The organism is Stenotrophomonas sp. 93052_Sma (assembly GCF_056481145.1).
The window spans coordinates 3407850-3431776 of record NZ_CM151134.1; the positions used below are offsets into that span (position 1 = coordinate 3407850).

Genomic DNA, 23927 nt, shown 5'->3' on the forward strand with positions numbered 1-23927 from the left:
CCGCTCAGCCGCGGATCCGGGCGTGATGTTCACGCTCGATGGCAGTGACCGCCTCGGCCACCACCGCATCCACGTCGCGGTCCGTCAGAGTGCGCGACTTGTCCTGCAAAATCAAGCCCATAGCGAGACTCTTGAATCCCGGCTCGACGCCCTGGCCGACGTAGCGGTCGAACAGGTTCAGGTCGCGCAGCAGCGGGCCAGCAGCCTGGCGGACGGTGGCCGCGAGATCGGCCCAGGCCACCTGTTCAGGCACCAGGAATGCCAGGTCGCGACGCACTGCCGGGAAGCGCGACAGTTCGCCGGCACGCGGCAGGCGGCGGGCGGTCAGCGGCTCCAGGTCCAGTTCGAAGGCATAGACGTCGGCTTCGATGTCCATTGCCTTGGCCAGACGCGGGTGGATCTGGCCGATCCAGCCGATCGCCACGCCATCGCGGAACACCTCGGCCGAACGGGCCGGGTGGCCGTAGGGGCGGGCCGACGGGCGGAACTCCAGTACCGCACCACTGGCAGCCGCCAGCGATTCCAGATCGCCCTTCAGGTCATGGAAATCGACCTTGCGGGCCGGCAGGCCCCACTGCAGTGCCTGTGCATCACCACAGACCGCAGCGGCCACGCGCGGGGTTTCCAGCGGCGCCGGCCGGCCGTCGCCGGCCTGCTGGGCGAACACGCGGCCCAACTCGAACAGGCGCACGCGGCCGATCTGGCGGGCGGCGTTGCGGCCCAACGTGGCGACCAGGCCCGGCAGCAGCGACGGGCGCATCACCGCCAGTTCGGCCGACAGCGGGTTGGCCAGCGGCACCAGGCCGTCGCGCAGCTGCCACTGGGTCAGCAGCGCGTCGTCGACGAAGGCGAAATTGACGGTTTCCTGCTGGTCACGGGCGATCAGCTGGCGGCGCACGCTCAGCGCGTCCAGCTGGGTCTCGCTCGGCATCGCCACGCGCGAGGCACCTCCCGGCAGCGTGGTCGGGATCTGCTCGTACCCGTGGATGCGGGCCAGCTCCTCGATCAGGTCTTCTTCGATGGCGATGTCGAAGCGGCGGCTCGGCGCGGCCACCTGCCAGCCATCGGCGGTGGCAACCACGTCCATGCCCAGCGCGCGCAGGATGCGCTCCACTTCCGCATCGTCGATGGTGATGCCGAGCACGCGGGTGATGCGGGCGCGGCGCAGCACGATGGTTGCCGGCTGCGGCAAGTCAGCCTCACGCACGGCCTCGGTGACCGGCGCCGGGGTACCGCCGGCCAGGTCCAGCACCAGGCGGGTGGCGTACTCGATGGCGGTACGCGGCAGTGCCGGGTCGACACCGCGCTCGAAGCGGTGGCTGGCATCGGTGTGCAGGCCCAGCTTGCGGCCACGGCCCATGATCGCGGCCGGCGCGAAGTGCGCGGCTTCCAGGAACACGGCGGTGGTCGCGTCGGTGACGCGGGTGTCGAAGCCGCCCATCAGGCCGGCCAGGCCGACCGCACGATCGGCGTCGGTCACGACCAGGAAGCTGTCGTCCAGCGCGGCGTCGCGGCCGTCCAGCAGCTTCAGGCTCTCGCCGGCACGCGAACGGCGCACGGCGATGCTGCCCTGCAGGGTGCCGAGGTCGTACGCGTGCATCGGCTGGCCGAGCTCGAGCATCACGTACTGGGTGATGTCGACCAGCAGCGAGACCGGGCGCACGCCGCTGCGGCGCAGGCGCTCGGCCATCCACAGCGGGGTCTCGGCGGCGGCGTTGACACCTTCGATGACGCGGCCCAGGTAACGCGGTGCTTCGGCGCCGGCGTCGAGCTGGATGGCCAGCTCACGGCTGCCGATGGCGGGAATCGTCTCGGCGGTGAAATCCAGCACGTCGCTGCGGGTGGCGGCGGCGACGTCGTAGGCGATGCCGCGCAGGCTGAAGCAGTCGGCGCGGTTCGGGGTCAGCTTGATCTCGATGCTGGCGTCCGGCAGGCCCAGGTACTCGACCAGAGCCTGGCCGACCGGTGCGTCATCCGGCAGCTCCAGCAGGCCGGAGGCATCGTTGTCCAGGCCCAGCTCCTTAGCCGAGCACAGCATGCCGTTGGACTCGACACCGCGCAGCTTGGCCGGCTTGATCTTCAGCTCGCCAATCTGCGCGCCGACCATCGCCAGCGGCGCAACCAGGCCCGGACGTGCGTTCGGTGCGCCGCACACGATCTGCAGCAGCTCGCCCTGCCCGGCATCGACCTTGCACACCTGCAGGCGGTCGGCTTCCGGATGGCGTACGGCGTCGACGATGCGCGCCACGACCACGTGCTCGAGGCCTTCGCCCAGCGCGGTCACGTCTTCCACTTCCAGGCCGATGGCGGTCAGCACCGCACTCAGTTCATCGCGCGAAGCGCGGGTCGGGACGTGGCTGCGCAGCCAGTTTTCGGAGAATTTCATGGTGTCACCCTGGTGGGCCCGGCGCATGCGCCTGGGCCTGCGAATTTAGAAGCAGTCGAGCAAGCTCGACTCTACGGACCGGCGCTTACGCGAACTGCTTGAGGAAGCGCACATCGTTCTCGAAGAACGCGCGCAGATCGTTGACGCCGTAACGCAACATCGCAAAGCGCTCCACGCCCATGCCGAAGGCAAAGCCGGTGTAGCGCTCCGGATCGATGCCGACGTTTCGCAGCACGTTCGGATGGACCATGCCGCAGCCGAGCACTTCCAGCCAGCGGGTGCTGCCATCGGGCTGCTGCCAGGCGATGTCCACTTCCGCGCCCGGTTCAACGAACGGGAAGTAGCTGGGGCGGAAGCGCATCTCGAAGTCGCGCTCGAAGAATGCGCGCACGAACTCGGCCAGCGTGCCCTTCAGGTCGGCGAAGGTCGAATGCTCGTCCACCAGCAGGCCTTCCACCTGGTGGAACATCGGCGAATGGGTCTGGTCGCTGTCGCTGCGGTACACCTTGCCGGCGGCGATCATGCGCAGCGGCGGCGCGTGGTCGCCCATGTAGCGCACCTGCACACCGGAGGTATGCGTGCGCAGCAGGCGGCCGTCGCCGAAGTAGAAGGTGTCGTGCATGGCGCGCCGGATGGTGCGGCGGGAAGTTCAGCGCCTCGAAGTTGTGCCAGTCATCCTCGATCTCCGGCCCTTCCGACAGCTCGTAGCCCAGCCGGCCGAAGATGCCGGTGATGCGCTCCAGGGTGCGGGTGATCGGATGCAGGCCGGCGCGGTCGCCATTGCGGCCCGGCAGGGTGATGTCGATGGCTTCGGCGGCCAGGCGCGCATCCAGTGCCGCGTCTTCCAGCAGCGCCTTGCGCTCGCCCAGCGCGCGGGTCAGCGCGTCGCGGGCCTGGTTGATCGCTTCACCGGCGGCCTTGCGCTCGTCGGCCGGCAGGGCGCCGAGCTGCTTGAGCTGCGAGGTGATGCTGCCACTCTTGCCAAGCAGGGCCACGCGCAGCTGTTCCAGCACGTCGGGGCTCTGTGCGGCGGCCACATCGGCCAGCGCCTGGGCGGTGAGGGATTGGATGTCGCTCATGGGGGGCCGGAACTCCAGTCGATCTGCCATCGCGATGCGCGAAGGGCCGACCCCTGTCGCCACCGCCGTCCCCGCGCTGCCGTCATGGCCTCGCCGGGACCCAAAAAAGAATGGGGAAGGACTTGCGCCCTTCCCCATGCATTGCCTTGACCTGACACCGTTCCGAGTGAACGGTTACGGCATCGGGAAGGACTTATGCCGCCAGCGCGCCCTTGGCCTTTTCGGCCAGCGCGGTAAAGCCGGCTGCGTCGTGCACGGCGATGTCAGCCAGGACCTTGCGATCCAGGGTGATGCCGGCCTTCAGCAGACCGTTCATGAAGCGGCTGTAGCTCAGGCCGTTGATGCGGGCAGCCGCATTGATACGGGTGATCCACAGCGAACGGAAGTTGCGCTTCTTCTGCTTACGGCCGATGTAGGCGTACTGCTGTGCCTTGATGACCGCCTGCTTGGCGACGCGGAAGACCTTGCGACGGGCGTTGTAATAGCCCTTGGCGAGATCCAGAATCTTCTTGTGGCGGCGACGCGCCTGTACGCCACGCTTAACTCGTGCCATTTTTCAGTTCCTCAGAGGTAAGGGAGCATGCGGTCCAGACGGCCTGCGTCTTCTGCACGGACATGGCCCGTCTGACGCAGATTACGCTTACGCTTGGTCGCTTTCTTCGTGAGGATGTGGCTACGGTTGGCGTGGCCGCACTTGTACTTGCCCGAGGCGGTCTTGCGGAAACGCTTGGCCGCTGCCCGGTTGGTCTTGATCTTGGGCATTGCAATGTCCTTGATGGGATATGACCCTGGTTTCTGACTGATCTGGCGGCGGCCTGGGCCGCTCTTTCCGTCCTGCCATGATCGGCGTACGACCCGTCCTGGGTGGGTCGAGCCGGGCATGATACAGGCAAAACCGCCCTGCCACCAGCCCCTGCAACCCTTTCGCCGGCAATTCACCGGCTTCCTGCAAAAGCAAAGGGACGCCCATGGCGTCCCTCTACCCTGAACCATTCAGCCAGGCGCCCCGGAAGGCGGCCCGTCAGGCCTCAGGTCTTCTTCTTCGGCGCGATCATCATGACCATCTGACGCCCTTCCAGGCGCGGACGGGATTCAATGACGATGTCCTCGCCCAGATCGGTCTCGATCCGGTTGGCCATTTCGCGGCCCAGTTCCTGGTGGCTCATTTCACGGCCACGGAAACGGATGTTGACCTTGATCTTGTCACCATCTTCGAGGAACCCGCGCATCTTGCGCAGCTTGATCTGGTAGTCGCCCTCGTCCGTGACCGGACGGAACTTCACTTCCTTGATCTCGACCTGCTTGGTCTTCTTCTTGGCCTCGCTGGCCTTCTTCTGCGCTTCGAACTTGAACTTGCCGAAGTCCATGATCTTGCAGACCGGCGGATCGGCCTGCGGCTGGATTTCGACCAGGTCCAGGCCTTCATCTTCGGCCATGGACAGCGCTTCGTCGCGCGACAACACGCCGATCATTTCTCCGTCACTGCCGATCACGCGGACGCGCGGCACACGGATTTCCTGATTCTTGCGGTTCTGTTTGTTGTCAGGGGTGCTGATATTACGTTCTCCCAAGGGTATCGAACCGGTCCGGGTGCCTGTGCCCCCGGACCGGACCTTTGCTTACGCGCCCTCGGCCTGGAGCCGCTCGATGAAGGCCTGCAGGCTCATGCTGCCCAGGTCTTCGCCAGAACGCGTACGCACCGCCACAGCCCCATTTTCCTTCTCGCGGTCACCAATGACCAGCAGGTAGGGCACGCGCTGCAACGTATGCTCGCGGATTTTATAGCCGATCTTCTCGTTACGCAAATCCGAGCTGACGCGGAAGCCTTGCTCCGCAAGGGTTTTGGTCACGCCCGAGACGTACTCGGCCTGGGCGTCGGTGATGTTGGCCACCACCACCTGGGTCGGCGCCAGCCAGGTCGGGAACTGGCCGGCATGGTGCTCGATCAGGATGCCCAGGAAGCGCTCCATCGAGCCCACGATGGCGCGATGCAGCATGACCGGGTGCTTCTTCTGGCTGTTCTCGTCCACGTACTCGGCGCCCAGACGGCCCGGCATCATGAAGTCGACCTGCATCGTGCCCAGCTGCCAGGTACGGCCGATCGCGTCCTTCAGGTGGTACTCGATCTTCGGGCCGTAGAAGGCGCCCTCGCCCGGCAGCTCCTGCCACTCCACCCCGTTGCTGGACAGTGCCGAGCGCAGCGCGCCCTCGGCCTTGTCCCAGGTGGCGTCATCGCCCAGGCGCGATTCCGGACGCAGCGCGATCTTGACCTGGATCTCATCGAAGCCGAAGTGCTGGTAGACCGCCAGCGCCTGCTGGTGGAACGCGGTCACTTCCGCCTCGACCTGGTTTTCGGTGCAGAACACGTGGCCGTCGTCCTGGGTGAAACCACGCACGCGCAGGATGCCGTGCAGCGCGCCGGACGGCTCGTTGCGGTGGCAGGCACCGAACTCACCATAGCGGATCGGCAGGTCGCGGTAGCTGTGCAGGCCCTGGTTGAACACCTGCACGTGGCCCGGGCAGTTCATCGGCTTGAGCGCGTAGGTGCGCTTCTCCGATTCGGTGAAGAACATCGCGTCCTGGTAGTTGTCCCAGTGGCCGGATTTCTGCCACAGGCTCACGTCCAGGATCTGCGGGCAGCGCACTTCGCCGTAGCCGGTCTTGCGGTACACCTTGCGCATGTACTGCTCGACCACCTGCCACAGTGCCCAGCCCTTCGGGTGCCAGAACACCAGGCCCGGCGCTTCTTCCTGCAGGTGGAACAGGTCCTGCTGCTTGCCGATGCGGCGGTGGTCGCGCATCTCGGCTTCTTCGATGCGCTTGATGTACGCCTCGAGCTGCTTCTTGTCGGCCCAGGCGGTGCCGTAGATGCGCTGCAGCTGCTCGTTCTGCGCGTCACCGCGCCAGTAGGCACCGGAGATGCGGGTCAGCCTGAAGGCCTTCAGGAAGCGCGTGTTCGGCACGTGCGGGCCGCGGCACATGTCCACGTATTCCTGGTGGTAATACATGCCCATCGCCTGGATGTCGTCGGACATGTCCTCGATCAGGCGCAGCTTGTAGTCCTCGCCACGGGCCTTGAAGATCTCGATCACTTCGGCGCGCGGCGTCACCTTCTTGATGACGTCGTAGTCCTGGGCGATCAGTTCCCCCATGCGCTTCTCGATCGCGGCCATGTCGTCCGGGGTGAACGGGCGCTCGGAGTAGATGTCGTAGTAGAAGCCCTCGGCGATCACTGGGCCGATCACCATCTTCACGTCCGGGTACAGCTGCTTGACGGCGTGGCCGACCAGGTGGGCGCAGGAGTGGCGGATGATCTCCACGCCCTCCTCGTCCTTGGCGGTGATGATGCGCAGGCTGGCATCGTGGTCGATGACGTCGCTGGCATCGACCAGCACGCCATCCACGGCACCGGCGATGGTGGCCTTGGCCAGGCCGGCGCCGATCGACTGGGCGACCTCCATGACGCTGACGGGATTTTCGAATTCGCGGCGGCTGCCGTCGGGAAGAGTAATGTTGATCATCGCAGTGGCTTCGTGCGGGGCCCGCTGGGCGGGCTGGAAAGCGTTCCCGGGGCGGCGCCCGGGCAATAAAAAAGCGCCGCGAGGGCGCCTGGAACACAGGGCCTTCGGGGGCAGGTCAACAGTGGGCGGTGGTAGTGCTCATGTCGCACGCTCGGCCGGCGCTGGGCGCGGGCCACCTTGTTCCAGTCAGGGTTCTGCGATGATCTTAAACCAGCCCGGCGGAAAGCCCAAGGGCTACCGTACGGTCCGCTGAATGGGCCTCGCTGGCGGGGGGAAATTGCAATGATTACCATGTCGCCGCAGGTCGCCCCGTGCCAGCCTGCCCGCTTTCCCCCAGGACCCCGTGATGCGCCACCCGCTCCGACCGGCTCCCGCCGGCCCCGCCCGTGTCCCGCGTTCGCCGGCCCGCCGCCGCGCCGGCTGCCCGCGATGATCACCGTCGGCCTTTCCACGCTCGGCTTCTGCAGCCTGGGCATGCTGGCGGCGATGTTCTCGGCGCTGGCCTTCTATGCCGCCTCGCCACACTGCCGCTGGCCGCGCCTGCGCCGTGCCGGCCGCCTTGGCCGCCAGATCGGCCTGGTCGCCGCTGCCGCCGCGCTGTGGCTGTGGATGGCCGAGCTTGGTTTTGCCGCCGGCCTGGTGGCGATGCTGTGCACCTGGATGCTGGCCGCCATGCTGCTGCCGGCGCTGGCGGCCTGGCACCGCCCCGGTACGGAGTCGCCGTGATGTGGCCGCGCGCCTTCGCCGGCATCGTGGCCGGCTTCCTCCTGGCCGCCGCCGTCACCGGCCTGCTGGCGTGGCTGCCGCCCGGCCCGTGGCAACGGGCGCTGGTGCCGACCCTCATCGCCTTCATCCCGCTGTGGATGCTGGCCGCCCTGTGGGCGTTCAGTTTCCGCAGCGCGCTGCGCGCCTGGCTGGTGCTGGCCGGCAGCGCCGCCGCCGGCTTTGCCGTGCTCGGGCTGCTGCGCCTGACCGGCGCGGTGCAATGAGACCTTTCCCATGAAGTTCAGTTCGCAGACGCTGCGCACGTTCACCACCCTGCACACCTGGGTCGGCCTGGTTGCCGGCTTCGGCCTGTTCGTGGCCTTCTACGCGGGTGCGCTGACCCTGTTCCACCACGACCTGCCGCTGTGGCAGACGCCCGGTGCAGCCACCGCACTCCCCGCCGGCCTGGACGACGCGCAGTACCTGCTGGAAGACGTGCTTGCCGCGCATCCGGAAGCGCGCCGCCACGTCGGCATGACCTTCCCCGGCACCGAACACCCGCAGCCACTGGCCTACTGGCAGGCCGATGACGGCAGCTGGCGCTACGCCTGGCCGGGACAGATCGCCGGCAGCACCACGCCGCCACAGACCGGGCTGGCCGAACTGGTCAACGAGCTGCATTACAGCCTCGGACTGCCGGTGGCCGGCATCTACGTGATGGGCATCGTCAGCCTGCTGTATGGCATGGCCCTGCTCAGCGGCCTGGTGATCCACCTGCCGAAGCTGTTCGGTGATCTGTTCGCGCTGCGTCCGGGCCGCAACCTGAAGCAGCTGTGGCAGGACGCGCACAACGTGATCGGCGTGCTCAGCCTGCCCTTCCATCTGATGTTCGCGGTGACCGGTGCCCTGCTCTGCCTGGTGTTCGTGCAGATGGCCCTGCTCAACCCGTTGATCTACGACGGCAAGGCCCTGCAGGCGGTGCCGACGGCGATGGACACCGCGCCGGTGCGCGACGCCAGCGGCATTCCGGCGCCGCCGGGCAGCCTGCGCGTGCTGCATGCACGCGCGCTTGAAGTCGCCCGTGCACAAGGCGTGGCCAACTTCGAGCCGACCTACCTGAAGCTGGCCAACGCCGGCGATGCCAATGCCACCATCGAGATCACCGGCGAATCCACCGGCACGCTCGGCCCGCTCGGCGCGGTGGCACTGGACGTGGCCACCGGCAACGTCCTGGCCTCCCAGCTGCCGGGCCAGCGCGACGCCAACCACGCCACGCTCAGCGCGGCCTACGCATTGCACTTTGGCGAGTTCGGCAACGGCGTGGTGGTCTGGCTGTACTTCCTGCTAGGCCTCGGCGGTGCATTCCTGTTCTACTCCGGCAACCTGTTGTGGATCGAGTCGCGGCGCAAGCGTCGCCAGCCGCAGCAGCCACGCGCCGGTGTGAACATGGCGCGGGCCACGGTCGGCGTGTGCATCGGCCTGTGCGTGGCGATCTCGGTCGCCTTCGTCACCGCACTGGTGCTGGAGCGGCTGGCACCGTCCGCGGTCGACCACGGCATCCGCTGGGCCTGCTTCGGCAGCTGGGCGGCCTGTGCGCTGTGGGCCGCGCTGCGACGCCCGGCGCAGGCGGCACGCGAACTGCTGTGGGCGGCGGCGATCAGTACCGCACTGGTGCCGATCCTGCATGGCGCGCTCAATGGTGACTGGCTGTGGCGTGCTGCCGCGCGTGGCCACTGGCCGCTGTTCTGGGTCGATGCCATCGCGCTGGCCATGGCCTTCGGCTTCGCCCGCCTGGCTGTGGCCAGCCAACGCCGCGCCCGCAACGGCGACCCCAACAGCGTCTGGGCCAACTGAGCCGTCGCCGGGCATGGCCCGGCGCTACCGACCGTTACGCGCAACGCCCCCTGTAGCGTCGAGCATGCTCGACAGCTGTTGATTTCGCGCCAAGCTCCGTCGAGCAAGCTCGACGCTACCCAAGCAGGATCATGCCTCGCCGGGGTAACGACTCACTTCGATCAGGTTGCCATCCGGGTCGCGGAAGTACACCGATTCGATCGGCCCCAGCGCGCCGGTACGTGCGACCGGCCCCTCCTCCACTGCAACGGACTGCGCCTGCAGGTGGGCCAGCACATCGGTCGTCGCCGTGCGCGTGACCAGGCACAGATCGGCGCTGCCCGGCATGGGCCGCAGCGCATGCGGTTGCAGCGGGGCGCTGGCCGGATGCAGGTTGATCTTCTGCTGGCCGAACTGCAGCGCGGTACGACCGGCGCCGAAGCGCACGACCTGCATGCCGAGCACGCGCTGGTAGAAATCACAGCTGCGGTCGATGTCGGCGACGGTGAGGACCAGGTGGTCCAGGCGTTCGAGATGGATCATGCCCGCAGCGTAGCGCTGCGGACGTGGCGGTAGTGTGCGGTGTCGGGCCGATGACGTTGCGGCATTGCGCCAGGCATGACCCTGCGCAGCCAGGCGAGGTTCAATCGCCGATGCGCGCCTTCTGCCAGGGAGCCAGCATGGCGTTGAGCAGGCTCGCATGTTCGTCGTCGCCGGTCAGCTCCCACATGAAGACGCCGGCCAGGCCCTGCTCACGGGCGAACTGCGCACGCAGGCCGATCGAGCGCGGGTCTTCATAGCTGATGAAAACCTTCTGCTCGGCGTTGTACAGCCACGGGCTCTGCGCCTGTGGCTGCCAGTGCTTCGTCCAGCCCGGCTGGTCGAGATAACGCGCCTTGATCACCCGCCAATCGCCGGCATCGGCCGGTGCACTGTAGGACTGGTACAGCCCATCCGGCGCATCGCCGGTGACCTTGAAGCCGCGCCCGTAGAACGGCACACCCAGCACCAGCTTGTCGGCCGGCACACCGTGCTCGCGGTAGTACTGCACCGCGCCGGCGACGTTGTTCCAGCGCCGCAGTTCCGGCGCCAATGGATCGGTCGGCACTTCATGCAGGGGCGCATTGAACGTCGACACCGCCGAGAAGCCGGTGCCCATGTCGTAGCTCATCAGGTTGATGAAATCGAACACCTTGGCCAGCGCCGGCAGGTCATAGCTTGCGGCTGGATCGTAGGGGCCATCGGTCTGCAGGCGACCGGCGGCCAGTGCAGCGGTCAACAGCATCGGCTGCCCCGCCTTGCGGCCATGCGCATCAAGGGCCACGCGGAACGCCTGCGCGAGCCGGGTCAGATTGGCGCGGTCCTGCGGGCGGTGTGCCAGCTCCTTCGGTCCGCCACTGACCGGGAACTCCCAGTCAATGTCCACGCCATCGAAACTGCCAGCATGACGATCGAAGAACAGCGCCATGCATGAGTCGACCAGGCGCTTGCGGCTGCCCTCGGTCAGCGCTGCATCGGAGAATCCACCTGCCCCCCAGCCACCGATCGAGATCAGCGTGCGCAGATGCGGGTGCGCCTTCTTCAGCTCGGCCAGCGCCGCGAAATTCTTCGGCGCTTCCGCACCGATCGTGCAGCGCCCGTCCTCGATGGTGGAGAACGCGTAGAACAGGTGGGTGAGGCGCTCGGCCGGAATGCTCGACACCGGGTAGCGCTCGGCCGAACCACCGGGGTAGTAGGCACCGAAGATCGGCGGCTGCGCGGATGCCGCATGCACGGCAATGGGCAAGGCACCGGCAATCAGCACGGCAAGGGCAGCCACGGTCTGGCGGAACATGGGATCTCCCGGTTCGAAGGCGCAGCCACGTTAGCAAACGGAAGGGGTTGTGGGACGGTTGTCATGGCATGTCGTCCAGTGGACAAGTGCATCCCGCCGGATGACGACAACGCGCCAGTCATGCAACGACCCTCATGCACTGCAGCAGGACACACGCCGACGCCGCCTTCGCGGGCTCGCGCATCGGCTAAGGTAGCCGCGGACCTTCAACCGCGCATGGACATGAGCACCGACCACGACAACCTCGACGACGGCGACCTTCTGGACGACGAAACCCTCGACGAATGCCAGGCCCTGGAGGCACGCGCCTACGCCGCCTTCCGAGAGGGCGACCTGCAGCAGGCGGTGGCGCTGTTCGGTGAGCTGATCGCACTCGCCCCCGAAGTGCCGTACCTGCATTACATGCGCGGATTGGCGCACAAGTACCTGCGCGACTGGGCTGCCTCACTGCAGGACAACCTGCAATCGGAGCAGCTGCGTGGGGAATTCGATGTCGCCACTGCCTGGAATGCCGGCATCGCCGCCACCGGCATGGCGGACTGGGCCGAAGCACGACGCCAGTGGACCCGCTGTGGCATCACCCTGCCCGAAGGCGAGGGCCCGATCGAGGGCCACTTCGGCGTGGCCTGCGTGCGCCTGGCACCGTGGTCGGATGCCGAAGTGGTGTACATGAGCCGCATTGATCCGGTGCGTGCACGCATCCACAACGTACCGCTGCCCGAAAGCGGCTTTCGCTTCGGCGACATCGTGCTGCACGACGGCGCCTCGACCGGCCGCCGTACGTACAGCGAACACGAGGTGCCGGTGTTCAATGCAATGCAGCGCCTGCAGGCATCGGACATGGCGACCTTCACTGTGTTCGTGCAGTGCGATTCGGCCGATGACATCGCTGCGCTGGAGGCAATCACCCTGCCCGGCATCGGCATGGTCGAGGACTGGACGGCTACCGTGCGCCGGCTGTGCCGCCGCTGCAGCTACGGCACGCCGCACCAGCATGGTGATGAGGCGCCAGATGAAGACCAATGGAGACGCGAACGTGACCTCGGCGTGGCCGCACAGGGCCGGGCTGCGGTGGAAAAGCTCATGGCGGTGTGGGTCGCTGCAGCCCCCGGCCGGGTGCTGGAGGCCATCGAACAGCGCGAGCACCCGATGAGCGACCCGGAGCCAGGCCAGGTCTGGTGGCTGGGGGAGGACGAAGAAGACGCGTAAGTGCAAGGACCAACGGTCCTCATCCACAGGATTCCAGGCAAAGAAAAAGCGGGCCGAAGCCCGCTTTTTCATTTCAGCGATTCCAGGAGCGTGTCAACCAAGGTTGACACCTACCGTAATCGACCGGAGGTCGATTACTCGGCGCTGACGGCGTCGCCTTCTTCCACGGCCTTCATCGACAGGCGGATACGGCCCTGCTTGTCGACTTCCAGCACCTTGACCTTGACCACATCGCCTTCCTTCAGCACGTCGCCGACCTTCTCGACGCGATCGCTGGAGATCTGCGACACGTGGACCAGACCGTCCTTGCCCGGCAGGATCGTGACGAACGCGCCGAAGTCCATGATCTTGGCGACCTTGCCTTCGTAGATGCGGCCCGGCTCGACGTCCGAGGTGATCTGCTCGATGCGGGCCTTGGCGGCCTGGGCAGCGATGGCGTTGACCGAAGCGATGACGATGGTGCCGTCGTCCTGGATGTCGATCTGGGTGCCGGTTTCCTTGGTGATGGCCTGGATGGTCGAGCCACCCTTGCCGATCACTTCGCGGATCTTGTCCGGGTGGATCTTGATGGTCAGCAGGCGCGGCGCGTAGTCCGACAGCTCTTCACGCGGAGCGGTCAGGCCGTGGGCCATTTCGCCCAGGATGTGCAGACGGCCAGCCTTGGCCTGCTGCAGGGCCTGCTTCATGATCTCTTCGGTGATGCCTTCGATCTTGATGTCCATCTGCAGGGCGGAGATGCCCTCAGCGGTACCGGCCACCTTGAAGTCCATGTCGCCCAGGTGATCTTCGTCACCCAGGATGTCGGACAGGACGACGAAGCGCTCGCCTTCCTTGACCAGACCCATGGCGATACCGGCAACCGGCGCCTTCACCGGCACGCCGGCGTCCATCAGGGCCAGCGACGAACCGCAGACCGATGCCATCGACGAGGAACCGTTCGACTCGGTGATTTCCGAGACGACGCGGATGGTGTACGGGAAGGCTTCCAGCGACGGCATGACAGCCAGCACGCCGCGCTTGGCCAGGCGACCGTGGCCGATTTCGCGGCGCTTCGGGCCCATCATGCGGCCGCACTCACCCACCGAGAACGGAGGGAAGTTGTAGTGGAACAGGAAGTTTTCCTTGTACTCACCGGCGACGGCGTCGATGACCTGGCCGTCACGGGCGGTGCCCAGGGTGATGGTCACGATGGCCTGGGTTTCGCCGCGGGTGAACAGCGAGGAACCGTGGGTACGCGGCAGCACGCCGGTCTTCACGGCGATCGGGCGGACGGTGTCCAGCGCACGGCCGTCGATGCGGACCTTGGTGTCCAGCACCGAGTCACGCATGGTGCGGTATTCCAGCTCGCCGAATTCCTTCGACAGCTCGGCCGGGTTCCAGCCTTCGGCGGCCACGCGGCCAGCCAGGGTTTCGACCACGTCCTTCTTGATCGCCGAGATGGCGTCACGGCGCTGCAGTTTGTCACGCACCTGGAAGGCTTCGCCCAGGCGCGGGCCGATGGCTTCCTTCAGGGCGGAGATCAGCGCGTCGTTCTTGGCCGGGGCTTCCCAGGTCGACGGCTTGGTGCCGGCTTCGACGGTCAGCTCGTTGATCGCGTTGATGACCTTCTGCATTTCGCGGTGACCGAAGGTCACGGCGCCCAGCATCACTTCTTCGGACAGCAGCGCGGCTTCGGATTCGACCATCAGCACGGCGTTGGAGGTACCGGCGACAACCAGTTCCAACTGCGAGTCAGCCAGTTCGCTGACGGTCGGGTTCAGGATGTACTCGCCGTTCTTGTAGCCGACCTTGGCAGCGCCGATCGGACCCATGAACGGGGTGCCGGCCAGGGCCAGGGCAGCCGAGGCGCCGATCAGGGCCGGGATGTCACCGTCCACGTCCGGGTTCAGCGACATGACCGTGGCGATGATCTGCACTTCGTTCTTGTAGTCTTCCGGGAACAGCGGACGGATCGGACGGTCGATCAGGCGCGAGATCAGGGTTTCCTTCTCGGTCGCACGGCCTTCACGCTTGAAGAAACCACCCGGGATACGGCCGCCGGCGTAGAACTTTTCCTGATAATCGACGGTCAGCGGGAAGAAGTCCTGGCCTTCGCGCGCGCTCTTGGCGGCGACGGCGGTGACCAGCAGTACGGTGTCGTCCATCTTGACGATGACGGCGCCGCTGGCCTGACGGGCGACTTCGCCGGTCTCGAGCGTGACGGTGTGCTTGCCGTACTGGAAGGTTTTGGTGATTTTTGCCACGGAGGGTGTCCTTGGGGATGCTGTCTGCGAATTTGGACCGTCGGCGACCCTTGCCGCCAGCGGGTGGCCGGATCGTTCCGGCCTGAATCGGGGATTGCGGTGCTACAAAACAAAACCGCGGCGCATCGCTGCGCCGCGGGGGATTCGTTGCTTAGCGACGCAGGCCAAGCTTCTCGATCAGGGCCTTGTAACGCTCGACGTCCTTCTTCTTCAGGTAGTCGAGCAGGCTGCGACGGCGGTTGACCATCTGCAGCAGGCCGCGGCGGCTGTGGTGGTCCTTCTTGTGGGTCTTGAAGTGGCCGGTCAGCAGTTCGATGCGGGCGGTCAGCAGTGCAACCTGGACTTCCGGGGAGCCGGTGTCAGCCGAGCTGCGCTTGTTGTCTTCAATGACCTTCTGGGTGTCGATCGACATTTCTTTTTTCTCTGTGATGCGTGGCCGGCAGGAACGCGCTTCGCGCACCGCCAGGCTCGCCGTGGACTACGAGGATGAAACCTGCGCGAGGCAGGCTGCCGGAAAACGGCCGCGAAATTGTAACGGTCGGGGGCTTCCGGGACAAGGACCGGGGCTGAACCGCCCGGCCCAGGTCAGAGGTTGAAACGACGCTGCGGGGCCAGCAGGCCACTGTCATCGACCTGGCCCAGGCCCTGGACAGCATCGTCCGGGCCAAACACGGCCACCAGGCCATGCGGCCAGGACAGGTCGCGCTGGCGCTGGCCGACGCAGAAGCGGTGGGCCTGGTCGGCATCGAGGTCGACCCGCGGGTATTCAGCCAGGCCGGCCGCCAGCGGCAGCAGCAGCGCGTCCATGCCGGCCTCGTCGCCCGCCTCGACCATCGCCCGCAGTTGATCCAGCGTGACCATGGCAGGCTCGCGGAACGGCTCGACCCACAGCCGGCGCAGCGCGCTGATGTGGGCGCCACAGCCCAGGCTTTCGCCGAGGTCGCGGGCCAGGCTGCGGATATAGGTGCCGGAACCACAGGTCACGCGCAGCCGCAGCCGTTCCGGCTGCTGCTCCAGTACCTCGATGGCATGCACCTGCACCTCGCGTTCCGGCGCTTCGATGACGTCACCGCGGCGGGCCTTCACATACAGCGGCTCCCCACCCTGCTTCAGCGCCGAATAGATCGGGGCACGCTGGCGGATGTTGCCGGTCAGCGGCACCAGCGCCGCCTGCAGGGCCTCGGCACTGATCGCCGGCACCGGGCGCTGCAGCAACACCTGGCCTTCGGAGTCATCGGTGTCGGTGGTCTGGCCCAGCATGATCTCGGCGTCGTAGGCCTTGGCCGAGCCGAGCAACAGTCCGGCAATCTTGGTCGCCTCGCCGAAGCACAGCGGCAGCAGGCCGGTGGCCAGCGGATCGAGGCTGCCGGTATGGCCCCCCTTTTCGGCACGGAACAGGCGACGGGCCACCTGCAGGGCGGCGTTGGAGCTCATGCCGGTCGACTTGTCGAGCAGCAGGATGCCATCCAGGCGGCGGAACTGAATTCGGGTCATGACAGGATTTTGTAGAGTCGAGCCATGCTCGACTGCTGCAGCGCGGTCTGCATCAGACATCGCGCAGCCGGAATGCAACAACGCCGGGCATGCCCGGCGTCGCGCGGTTATTCTTCGTCGCTCTCGCGACGCTTCTCGGCGGCCAGCGTATCGGGCAGGTCGCGCAGGATGTTGTCGATGTGTTCACCACGGTCGACCGAGTCGTCGTAGTGGAAATGCAGCTCCGGCACGTGGCGCAGCTTCATCGCACGGGCCAGGTCCATGCGCAGGCGATAGCCCAGCTCCTTCAGGCCGGCCACGGCTTCAGCCGAACGTTCCGGCATCAGCGCAGTGACGAATACCTTGGCATGGGCCATGTCGCGGGTGATTTCCACGTCGGACACGCTCACCGAGGGCAACCCGTGCTCGCGCACGGCGTTGTGCACCAGGGTGCCGAGTTCACGGCGCAGCTGGGCGGAGACACGGTCGGTTCGATGGAAAGTCTTGGGCACGAGGAGCTCTTGGTTCAGTTGTCGCCCGACCAACGGTCGGGCGCTACAGGTCCATGGTGGGGCCCGACCGTTGGTCGGGCCACCTTGCAGCATTACAGGGTGCGCGGCACTTCGATACGCTCGAAGCACTCGATCTGGTCACCCGGCTTGACGTCGTTGTAGGCCTTCACCGCGATACCGCATTCGGTACCGTTGCGGACTTCCTCGACGTTCTCCTTGAAGCGACGCAGCGATTCCAGCTCGCCCTCGAAGATCACCACGCTGTCGCGCAGCACGCGGATCGGCTTGTTGCGCTTGACCACGCCCTCGATGACCATCGAGCCGGCCACGGCGCCCAGCTTGGAGCTGCGGAAAACGTCGCGGACCTCGGCGATACCGATGATCTCTTCGCGGATCTCCACGCCCAGCAGACCGGAAGCCACCTGCTTCACCTGATCGATCACGTCATAGATGATCGAGAAGTAACGCAGATCGACGCCGTTGGATTCGATGATGCGACGGGCCGAAGCGTCCGCACGCACGTTGAAGCCGATGACGGTGGCCTTCGAAGCGGCCGCCGAGTTGGCGTCCGATTCGGTGATGCCGCCCACGCCGGAGTGGATCACGTTGATGCGGATGTCTTCGTTGGACAGCGCGACCAGTGCCTGGCTCAGGGCCTGCACCGAACCCTGCACGTCGGCCTTGATGACCAGGTTGAGGACCTGCTGGCCCTCGCCCTTGCCCAGGGTCGCCATGATGTCTTCCATGCGGCTGCCGGCGGTGGCGACCAGGCGCGATTCACGGCGCTTGGTCTCACGCTGCTGGGCAACGTCCTTGGCCAGGCGCTCGTCCTCGACGACCACGAAGTCATCACCCGCTTCCGGCACGCCGGACAGGCCCAGGACCTGCACCGGGATGGACGGGCCGGCGAACTCCGGCTGCTTGCCGGTTTCGTCGAACAGCGCACGCACGCGGCCGTACTGGATGCCGCACACCAGGTAGTCGCCCTTCTTCAGGCGGCCCTGCTGCACCAGCACGGTGGCGACCGGGCCACGGCCCTTGTCCAGCGACGATTCGATCACCACGCCCGAAGCGCGGCCTTCGTCGACGGCCTTCAGTTCCAGCAGTTCGGCCTGGATCGAGATGGCGTCCAGCAGGTCGTCGATGCCCAGGCCGGTCTTGGCCGAGATCTCCACCATCTGGGTGTCACCACCGAAGTCTTCGGCCACGACCTGCTCGGACAGCAGTTCGTTCTTGACCCGCATCGGGTCGGCGTCGGACTTGTCGATCTTGTTGATCGCCACGATCAGCGGCACACCCGCCGAACGGGCGTGCTGGATCGCTTCCTTGGTCTGCGGCATGACGCCGTCATCGGCGGCCACGACCAGCACCACGATGTCGGTCAGCTTGGCGCCGCGCGCACGCATCGAGGTGAATGCCGCGTGGCCCGGGGTATCCAGGAAGCTGATCACGCCCTTCGGCGTATCCACGTGGTAGGCACCGATGTGCTGGGTGATGCCGCCGGCTTCGCCGGTGGCGACCTTGGTGCGGCGGATGTAATCCAGCAGCGAGGTCTTGCCGTGGTCGACGTGGCCCATGATGGTGACCACCGGCGGACGCTGGGTGGCTTCGCCCTGGTTTTCACCGGTCGAGGCCAGCAGTGCGTCTTCGGCGTCGTTGTCGTTGGCACGGATCGCCTTGTGGCCGAGTTCTTCGGTCACCAGCGCGGCGGTGTCATGGTCGATGGACTGGGTGATGGTGGCCATCACGCCCATCTTGAACAGCGCCTTGACCACCTCACCGCCCTTCAGCGCGAGCTTCTGCGCCAGGTCGGCCACGGTGATCGTGTCGCCGATCGCCACTTCACGCACCACCGGCGCGGTCGGACGCTCGAAGGCGTGCGGACCTGCATTGTTGCCACCGCGCGACATGTCGCGACGGCCACCGGCCTGGTTACGCCCGCCCGGACGACCACGGGTGTTGCTGTTGTTGCTGTTGCCACGACGCGCGCGGTCGGCAGCCGACAGGTGCATCTGGCCGGCGAAACGGTCGCCCGGGCCACGCTCGTTGCGCGGCGCGCTGCGGTTGTTGCGGTCGTCGTTGCGCGGCGGCGGCGGAGCGCTGCGCGGCGCAGCCGGAGCGGCGGCCGGAGCACGCGGCGGGCGCGGCGCGGTTTCATCGATCGGAGCGCGCTTGGGCTTGCTGGCAGCCAGAGCCTCGGCAGCCTTGGCGGCGGCCGCAGCTTCCTCGGCGGCCTTCTTCTCGGCCTCTGCGCGTTCCTTGGCCGCAACCTCTTCCTCACGGGCACGGACGATGGCTTCGTCGCGCAGACGATCCTTCTCGGCCAGGGCCTGCTGTTCGGCAAGGTTGCGCGCACGCGACTCTTCCAGCTTGCGCAGGATGTCGGCGCGCTCTTCGTCCGGCGTCATGGCGCGAGCACCATCCTTGACGTAGGTACGCTTCTGGCGCACCTCGACATTCACGGTCGTCTTGCTGCGACCGGAACTGACCGTCACTTCCTGCTGTTTCCGGCGGTTGAGCGTGATCTTCTTTGCGGACTGATCAGTTTCTTCCGGGGCCTGCTCGGGCTTGCCGTGCGAACGACGAAGGAAGCCCAGGAGCTTCACCTTCTCGGTGCTGGTCACGACCTGGTCGGGACCGCTGAACTTCATGCCGGCACCGGCCAGCTGTTCCAGCAGTTTTTCGACCGGCGTGTTGACCAGTTCGGCAAGCTTGCGGATGGTGGTTTGCTGCGACATTCGGATCCTATGATCTTGTGGGCGCCCCCCCGCATCTGGAGGTGGCGCGGATTCTACGCCCTGAGCGGCTCAGGGCCCTGTTCATTGCCGGCTCATTCGCCGCGTTCCAGTCGGGCGATCTCCTCGGCACGTGCGGCCAGGATCAGCGCAGCGGCGCGCCTGATCCAGCCCTTCGATGCCGAAGTCCATGACCTCGTCGGCGGCCAGGTCGGACAGGTCCTCACTGGTGCGCACGCCGTGGCCGGCCAGCGCATACGCGGTGGCTTCGTCCATGCCCTTCAGGGACAGCAGATCCTGCGCCGGCTGGCCGTCTTCAAGGCCTTCCTCGACTGCCAGGGCCTCATTGAGCAGCGCATCGCGGGCACGAGCGCGCAGCTCTTCGACGATGTCTTCGTCGAAACCTTCCACGGCCAGCAGTTCGCCGACCGGGACATATGCGATTTCCTCGACGGTGCCGAAGCCTTCGCTCACCAGGATGCCGGCGATTTCCTCGTCCACTTCCAGCTTGTCCATGAACAGCTGGCGGGCCGAAGCCTGCTCGGCCTCCGACTTGGCGGTGACCTGGTCCTGGGTCATCACGTTGAGCTGCCAGCCGGTCAGGCGGCTGGCCAGGCGCACGTTCTGGCCGCCCTTGCCGATCGCCTGGGCCAGGCGGTCTTCGGCAACGGCCAGGTCCATCGAGTGCTTGTCTTCATCGACGATGATCGACTGCACTTCGGCCGGCGCCATCGCGTTGATGACGAAGTTGGCCGGGTTGTCGTTCCACAGCACGATGTCCACGCGCTCGCCATTGAGCTCGTTGGACACGGCCTGCACGCGCGAACCGCGCATGCCGATGCAGGCACCGATCGGATCGGTGCGCTGGTCGTGGGCGAGCACGGCGATCTTGGCGCGGTCGCCCGGATCGCGGGCGCAGGCCTTGATTTCCACCAGGCCCTGGCCGACTTCCGGCACTTCCAGCTTGAACAGCTCGATCATGAATTCCGGGGCGGCGCGGCTGATGAACAGCTGCGGGCCACGCGGTTCCGAACGGACTTCGGCCAGGTAGCCGCGCACGCGGTCACCGGCGCGCAGCACGTCGCGCGGAATGCCCTTGTCCTTCGGGATGAAGCCTTCGGCGTTGCCACCGAGGTCGACATAGATGTTGCCGCGCTCGGCGCGCTTGACCACACCGGTGATCAGCTCACCCACGCGATCCTTCCATGCATCCACGACCTGCTGGCGCTCGGCTTCGCGCACGCGCTGGACGATGACCTGCTTGGCGGCCTGGGCGGCAATGCGGCCGAAGTCCGGGTTCTCGATCTGCTCTTCGATGTAGTCGCCGACGTCCACGCCTTCGGCTTCATCGACGGCGTCCATCAGGCGGATCTGGCGGTCCGGCGATTCCATGACCACGTCATCGGCCACCACTTCCCAGCGACGGAAGGTTTCGTAGCTGCCATCCTTATGGTCGATGACCACGCGGGTCAGCACTTCCTCGTCGGGATAGCGCTTCTTCGCTGCCGAGGCCAGGGCGGCCTCGATGGCATCGAAGATCACTTCACGCGGCACGCCCTTCTCGTTGGCGACCGCGTCGACTACCAGCAACAGTTCCTTGCTCATTGGCTCACTCCGCGCGCGGCTTCTTTGCCGCCGGCTCGTTGGAAGAAGAATTCGTGTTCGGCTTCGGACGCTTCGGTGCCGGACCGGTCGGCTTGCTCGGGGCCAGCCCCAGCGCCACCCAGTCGGGCATGATCCGTGCCTTGTCGATGTTGTCGGCCGACACCACCACTTCGGTCTTGTCGACGATGAAGGTGATGGTGCCTGCGGCCTCGTCGGTCGCTTCGATACGGCCCTGCAGGCGACGACGGTTGTCCTGCGGCAGCTTCAGCGTGACCTTGGCCGATTCACCCTGGTGGCGAGCGAACTGCTCCAGGTTGAACAGCGGGCGATCCACGCCCGGCGAGGACACTTCCAGCGTGTAATTGCCGCTGATCGGGTCTTCGACGTCCAGCTGCGCCGACACTTCGCGGCTGACCCGCTCGCAGTCGTCGACATTGATGATGCGCTCGGGCTGTTCAGCCAGCGGCACGTCGATGTAAAGGCGCAGGGTCGCACCGCCGGGGGCCGGCAGATACTCAACGCCCAGCAGCTCCAGGCCCAGCGACACAACGGTCGGGGCGAGCAGATTCGCGATGTCGGTTGCCTTGTCGCTCACAGCCTGCCTTGATCTCTTGGTTGGGTGCCGGCCTTGGCCGGCGTGAAAACATGACGCCCCGGAAACGACAAAGGGCCCGCTGGGCCCCTTTTCCGGAAAGACTCCGGTGACTGGATTCCGGTTGCAACCTGCAGTGCCTGCCGGTTGCGGCCCTCCTTCCGGGTCCGGACTCCCGCCGGGAGGCCGCCTTCAGGGGGTACTGCTAGGCCGCTGATGATAGCGGCTGCACCGCGCTGGTGCAAGGTGCGGACCTGGGGTCAGCCCCTCTTTCCCGCGGAAAAGGGAGCTGACCCCGATCACGCAGAAACGACGCAGCCACCCAAAGAAAAACGCCTTCGAAGCAGGACTTCGAAGGCGATCTCTTTACTTGGTAGCGGGGGCAGGATTTGAACCTGCGACCTTCGGGTTATGAGCCCGACGAGCTGCCAGACTGCTCCACCCCGCATCAGAAGCGGAATTATGAGTGAATGCTTCAAAACATGCAAGCCTTCCCTCATTCATCAAACCGGTTGGCGCCGATCTGAAGTTGGTAGCGGGGGCAGGATTTGAACCTGCGACCTTCGGGTTATGAGCCCGACGAGCTGCCAGACTGCTCCACCCCGCACCGGAAGTGTTTGAACTGCTGCCCTGCTCTCTTTCGAGGAGGGCTACCGCAACGATGTTCTGGCTGAACCGCTGCAGTGACAACTCAGGCTGCGCATATTACACGAATCGCGCAGCTTTGTGTCAACTTTTATGCAAGATGCGCAAATGCCTGCTGGCACCAAACCATGATCGGGTTCCAGGCCAGGCCCAGCGCCAGCAGCGCCAGCGCGTTCACGCCCAGCACCAGGCCCAGCACGCGGTCGTTGCTGCGCGGCATGGCCTCGCCCACCGGCTCATCGAAGTACATGACCTTGATGACGCGCAGGTAGTAGAAGCAGCCGACCACGGCACACAGCACGCCGAGGATGGCCAGCCACAGCAGGCCCCCGTTGACGGCCGCGCCCAGCACCGCCAGCTTGGTCCAGAAGCCCAGGAACGGCGGAATGCCGGCCAGCGACGCCATGATGCACAGCACCAGGCCGGCCATCCACGGGTTGCGGGCATTGAGGCCCTTGAAGTCCTCGATGTTCTCGGCTTCGAAACCGGCACGCGACAGCGCGATGATCGCGCCGAAGGCGGCGGTGGACATGATGGCGTAGGCCAGTGCGTAGAACAGCGCGGCGGCATAGCCCTGCGCGCCACCACCGGCGATGCCCATCAGCAGGAAGCCGATGTGCGAGACGGTGGAGAATGCCAGCATGCGCTTGAGGTTGCTCTGCGCGATGGCCATCAGGTTGCCGATGACCAGCGAGACCGCGGCCAAGCCGGCGATCAGCAGCTGCAGTTCGGTCGACAGCGGACCCACGCCCATTTCCAGCAGGCGGTAGGCCATGCCGAAGGCGGCCAGCTTCGGCGCCGAGCTGATGAACAGTGCGATCGGTGCCGGGGCACCCTGGTACACGTCCGGCAGCCACATGTGGAACGGTGCGGCACCCAGCTTGAAGGCGACGCCGGCGATCATGAACACCGCACCGGTGATCAGCAGCACGCGCTCTTCCGAATGCGGGATGGCGTCACGGATGATGTCCAGGTGCAGGCTGCCGGTGGCGCCGTAGATCAGCGACATGCCGTACAGCAGCAGGCCCGAGGCCAGCGAACCCAGCACGATGTACTTCATCGCCGCTTCCGAGGCCAGACCGTTCTCACGGTTGCTGGCAACCAGTGCGTAGGAGCACAGCGCCAGCAGTTCCAGGCCCAGGTAGACCATCAGCAGGCTGCCCGCCGAGACCAGGATCATCATGCCGGCGGTGCCGAACAGGATCAGCACCGGGATCTCGCCCTGGAACAGGTTGCGGTCACGCAGGTAGCGCCAGCCGTAGACCAGGGTCAGGCCGCTGAGCAGCACGATCCCGGTCTTCATCACGTCCGCGGCGGTATCGCGCACGAACATGCCATGGAAGACCTCGCCCTGCCCGCCCACGCCGGTGGCCAGCATGAACAGCACCACGGCCAGCGCAGCGAGCGAGAACAGGTGGGTGACGATCTTGTTCCGGTTGCTGACGAACAGGTCGAGGATCATCAGGGCGAAGGCGCTGCCGATCAGCACCAGCTCGGGAGCGAGCGGTGGCAGGTCAGCGGCGGTCAATGGCAGCAGCGGCGAGGTGGTCATCAT

18 protein-coding genes, 2 tRNA genes and 2 pseudogenes are annotated in these 23927 nt (G+C 66.2%); 4 read left to right on the forward strand and 18 right to left on the reverse strand.

The window, feature by feature from the left end:
- Positions 1-4: 4 nt before the first annotated feature.
- From pheT to thrS, 6 genes and pseudogenes are all read right to left on the reverse strand, one after another.
- Positions 5-2386, reverse strand: coding sequence for a phenylalanine--tRNA ligase subunit beta (pheT, locus tag ACZK2V_RS16110; protein WP_486322586.1), 2382 nt, complete (start codon positions 2384-2386; stop codon positions 5-7).
- A gap of 85 nt (positions 2387-2471) precedes the next feature.
- A pseudogene (pheS, locus tag ACZK2V_RS16115) lies at positions 2472-3603 on the reverse strand (phenylalanine--tRNA ligase subunit alpha).
- 55 nt (positions 3604-3658) lie between these two features.
- Positions 3659-4018, reverse strand: coding sequence for a 50S ribosomal protein L20 (gene rplT, locus ACZK2V_RS16120; protein WP_006380762.1), 360 nt, complete (start codon positions 4016-4018; stop codon positions 3659-3661).
- Between the two features lie 11 nt (positions 4019-4029).
- On the reverse strand, positions 4030-4227 hold the full coding sequence (gene rpmI, locus ACZK2V_RS16125) for a 50S ribosomal protein L35 (RefSeq protein WP_005410436.1): 198 nt from the start codon (positions 4225-4227) through the stop codon (positions 4030-4032).
- A 266-nt stretch (positions 4228-4493) separates the two neighbouring features.
- Positions 4494-5036, reverse strand: coding sequence for a translation initiation factor IF-3 (infC, locus tag ACZK2V_RS16130; protein WP_005410437.1), 543 nt, complete (start codon positions 5034-5036; stop codon positions 4494-4496).
- Between the two features lie 48 nt (positions 5037-5084).
- Positions 5085-6986, reverse strand: a complete 1902-nt coding sequence (thrS, locus tag ACZK2V_RS16135; protein WP_049423855.1) for a threonine--tRNA ligase — start codon at positions 6984-6986, stop codon at positions 5085-5087.
- A 429-nt stretch (positions 6987-7415) separates the two neighbouring features.
- Here thrS and ACZK2V_RS16140 point away from each other — a divergent pair, with 429 nt between their 5' ends.
- The 3 genes from ACZK2V_RS16140 to ACZK2V_RS16150 are packed head-to-tail and all read left to right on the forward strand — an operon-like array spanning position 7416 to position 9545.
- Complete coding sequence (locus tag ACZK2V_RS16140) at positions 7416-7712, forward strand: hypothetical protein (RefSeq protein ID WP_005410439.1); 297 nt, start codon at positions 7416-7418, stop codon at positions 7710-7712.
- The gene (locus tag ACZK2V_RS16145; protein WP_049401219.1) at positions 7712-7975 is read left to right on the forward strand and encodes a hypothetical protein; all 264 of its coding nucleotides are present in this window, start codon (positions 7712-7714) and stop codon (positions 7973-7975) included. Before ACZK2V_RS16140 ends, ACZK2V_RS16145 begins: the two co-directional genes overlap by 1 nt.
- Before the next feature lie 10 nt (positions 7976-7985).
- The gene (locus tag ACZK2V_RS16150; protein ID WP_049423853.1) at positions 7986-9545 is read left to right on the forward strand and encodes a PepSY-associated TM helix domain-containing protein; all 1560 of its coding nucleotides are present in this window, start codon (positions 7986-7988) and stop codon (positions 9543-9545) included.
- A 129-nt stretch (positions 9546-9674) separates the two neighbouring features.
- Here ACZK2V_RS16150 and ACZK2V_RS16155 read toward each other — a convergent pair whose 3' ends face one another.
- Entirely contained in the window at positions 9675-10067 is a 393-nt protein-coding gene (locus ACZK2V_RS16155) for a VOC family protein (RefSeq protein WP_049401221.1), read from the reverse strand.
- Positions 10068-10167: 100 nt separating this feature from the next.
- Positions 10168-11358 carry a glycoside hydrolase family 18 protein gene (locus tag ACZK2V_RS16160; RefSeq protein ID WP_486322587.1) on the reverse strand — a complete coding sequence of 397 codons (1191 nt, stop codon included), beginning with the start codon at positions 11356-11358 and terminating at the stop codon, positions 10168-10170.
- Between the two features lie 222 nt (positions 11359-11580).
- Between ACZK2V_RS16160 and ACZK2V_RS16165 the strand changes: the two genes are divergently transcribed.
- The gene (locus ACZK2V_RS16165) at positions 11581-12567 is read left to right on the forward strand and encodes a tetratricopeptide repeat protein (protein WP_236494365.1); all 987 of its coding nucleotides are present in this window, start codon (positions 11581-11583) and stop codon (positions 12565-12567) included.
- 134 nt (positions 12568-12701) lie between these two features.
- On the opposite strand, the gene pnp is transcribed toward ACZK2V_RS16165, so the two are convergent.
- The 10 genes and pseudogenes from pnp to nuoN form a co-directional block, all read right to left on the reverse strand.
- Complete coding sequence (pnp, locus tag ACZK2V_RS16170; protein ID WP_032128652.1) at positions 12702-14810, reverse strand: polyribonucleotide nucleotidyltransferase; 2109 nt, start codon at positions 14808-14810, stop codon at positions 12702-12704.
- Positions 14811-14961: 151 nt separating this feature from the next.
- Positions 14962-15222 carry a 30S ribosomal protein S15 gene (gene rpsO, locus ACZK2V_RS16175; RefSeq protein WP_005410445.1) on the reverse strand — a complete coding sequence of 87 codons (261 nt, stop codon included), beginning with the start codon at positions 15220-15222 and terminating at the stop codon, positions 14962-14964.
- Between the two features lie 173 nt (positions 15223-15395).
- On the reverse strand, positions 15396-16304 hold the full coding sequence (truB, locus tag ACZK2V_RS16180) for a tRNA pseudouridine(55) synthase TruB (RefSeq protein ID WP_201116910.1): 909 nt from the start codon (positions 16302-16304) through the stop codon (positions 15396-15398).
- A 107-nt stretch (positions 16305-16411) separates the two neighbouring features.
- The gene (gene rbfA / locus ACZK2V_RS16185; protein ID WP_005410447.1) at positions 16412-16795 is read right to left on the reverse strand and encodes a 30S ribosome-binding factor RbfA; all 384 of its coding nucleotides are present in this window, start codon (positions 16793-16795) and stop codon (positions 16412-16414) included.
- A 92-nt stretch (positions 16796-16887) separates the two neighbouring features.
- The gene (gene infB, locus ACZK2V_RS16190; protein ID WP_032128650.1) at positions 16888-19533 is read right to left on the reverse strand and encodes a translation initiation factor IF-2; all 2646 of its coding nucleotides are present in this window, start codon (positions 19531-19533) and stop codon (positions 16888-16890) included.
- 92 nt (positions 19534-19625) lie between these two features.
- Positions 19626-21135: pseudogene (gene nusA, locus ACZK2V_RS16195) on the reverse strand (transcription termination factor NusA).
- Between the two features lie 4 nt (positions 21136-21139).
- A complete protein-coding gene (rimP, locus tag ACZK2V_RS16200) occupies positions 21140-21730 on the reverse strand; it encodes a ribosome maturation factor RimP (RefSeq protein WP_005410450.1) in 591 nt (196 codons plus the stop codon).
- Between the two features lie 368 nt (positions 21731-22098).
- Positions 22099-22175 (reverse strand) — tRNA-Met (locus ACZK2V_RS16205).
- Positions 22176-22257: 82 nt separating this feature from the next.
- Positions 22258-22334 (reverse strand) — tRNA-Met (locus tag ACZK2V_RS16210).
- Between the two features lie 129 nt (positions 22335-22463).
- Positions 22464-23924, reverse strand: coding sequence for an NADH-quinone oxidoreductase subunit NuoN (gene nuoN / locus ACZK2V_RS16215; RefSeq protein WP_049462729.1), 1461 nt, complete (start codon positions 23922-23924; stop codon positions 22464-22466).
- Positions 23925-23927 lie beyond the last annotated feature (3 nt).

What these genes read in the sequence shown, in the direction of transcription:
- nuoN (WP_049462729.1), bottom strand. Translation starts at nt 23,924, where the DNA reads ATGACCACCTCGCCGCTGCTGCCATTGACCGCCGCTGACCTGCCACCG.
- ACZK2V_RS16140 (WP_005410439.1), top strand. Translation starts at nt 7,416, where the DNA reads ATGATCACCGTCGGCCTTTCCACGCTCGGCTTCTGCAGCCTGGGCATG.
- truB (WP_201116910.1), bottom strand. Translation starts at nt 16,304, where the DNA reads ATGACCCGAATTCAGTTCCGCCGCCTGGATGGCATCCTGCTGCTCGAC.
- infB (WP_032128650.1), bottom strand. Translation starts at nt 19,533, where the DNA reads ATGTCGCAGCAAACCACCATCCGCAAGCTTGCCGAACTGGTCAACACG.
- pheT (WP_486322586.1), bottom strand. Translation starts at nt 2,386, where the DNA reads ATGAAATTCTCCGAAAACTGGCTGCGCAGCCACGTCCCGACCCGCGCT.
- rplT (WP_006380762.1), bottom strand. Translation starts at nt 4,018, where the DNA reads ATGGCACGAGTTAAGCGTGGCGTACAGGCGCGTCGCCGCCACAAGAAG.
- ACZK2V_RS16145 (WP_049401219.1), top strand. Translation starts at nt 7,712, where the DNA reads ATGTGGCCGCGCGCCTTCGCCGGCATCGTGGCCGGCTTCCTCCTGGCC.
- rpmI (WP_005410436.1), bottom strand. Translation starts at nt 4,227, where the DNA reads ATGCCCAAGATCAAGACCAACCGGGCAGCGGCCAAGCGTTTCCGCAAG.
- ACZK2V_RS16165 (WP_236494365.1), top strand. Translation starts at nt 11,581, where the DNA reads ATGAGCACCGACCACGACAACCTCGACGACGGCGACCTTCTGGACGAC.
- ACZK2V_RS16160 (WP_486322587.1), bottom strand. Translation starts at nt 11,358, where the DNA reads ATGTTCCGCCAGACCGTGGCTGCCCTTGCCGTGCTGATTGCCGGTGCC.
- rpsO (WP_005410445.1), bottom strand. Translation starts at nt 15,222, where the DNA reads ATGTCGATCGACACCCAGAAGGTCATTGAAGACAACAAGCGCAGCTCG.
- thrS (WP_049423855.1), bottom strand. Translation starts at nt 6,986, where the DNA reads ATGATCAACATTACTCTTCCCGACGGCAGCCGCCGCGAATTCGAAAAT.
- ACZK2V_RS16150 (WP_049423853.1), top strand. Translation starts at nt 7,986, where the DNA reads ATGAAGTTCAGTTCGCAGACGCTGCGCACGTTCACCACCCTGCACACC.
- ACZK2V_RS16155 (WP_049401221.1), bottom strand. Translation starts at nt 10,067, where the DNA reads ATGATCCATCTCGAACGCCTGGACCACCTGGTCCTCACCGTCGCCGAC.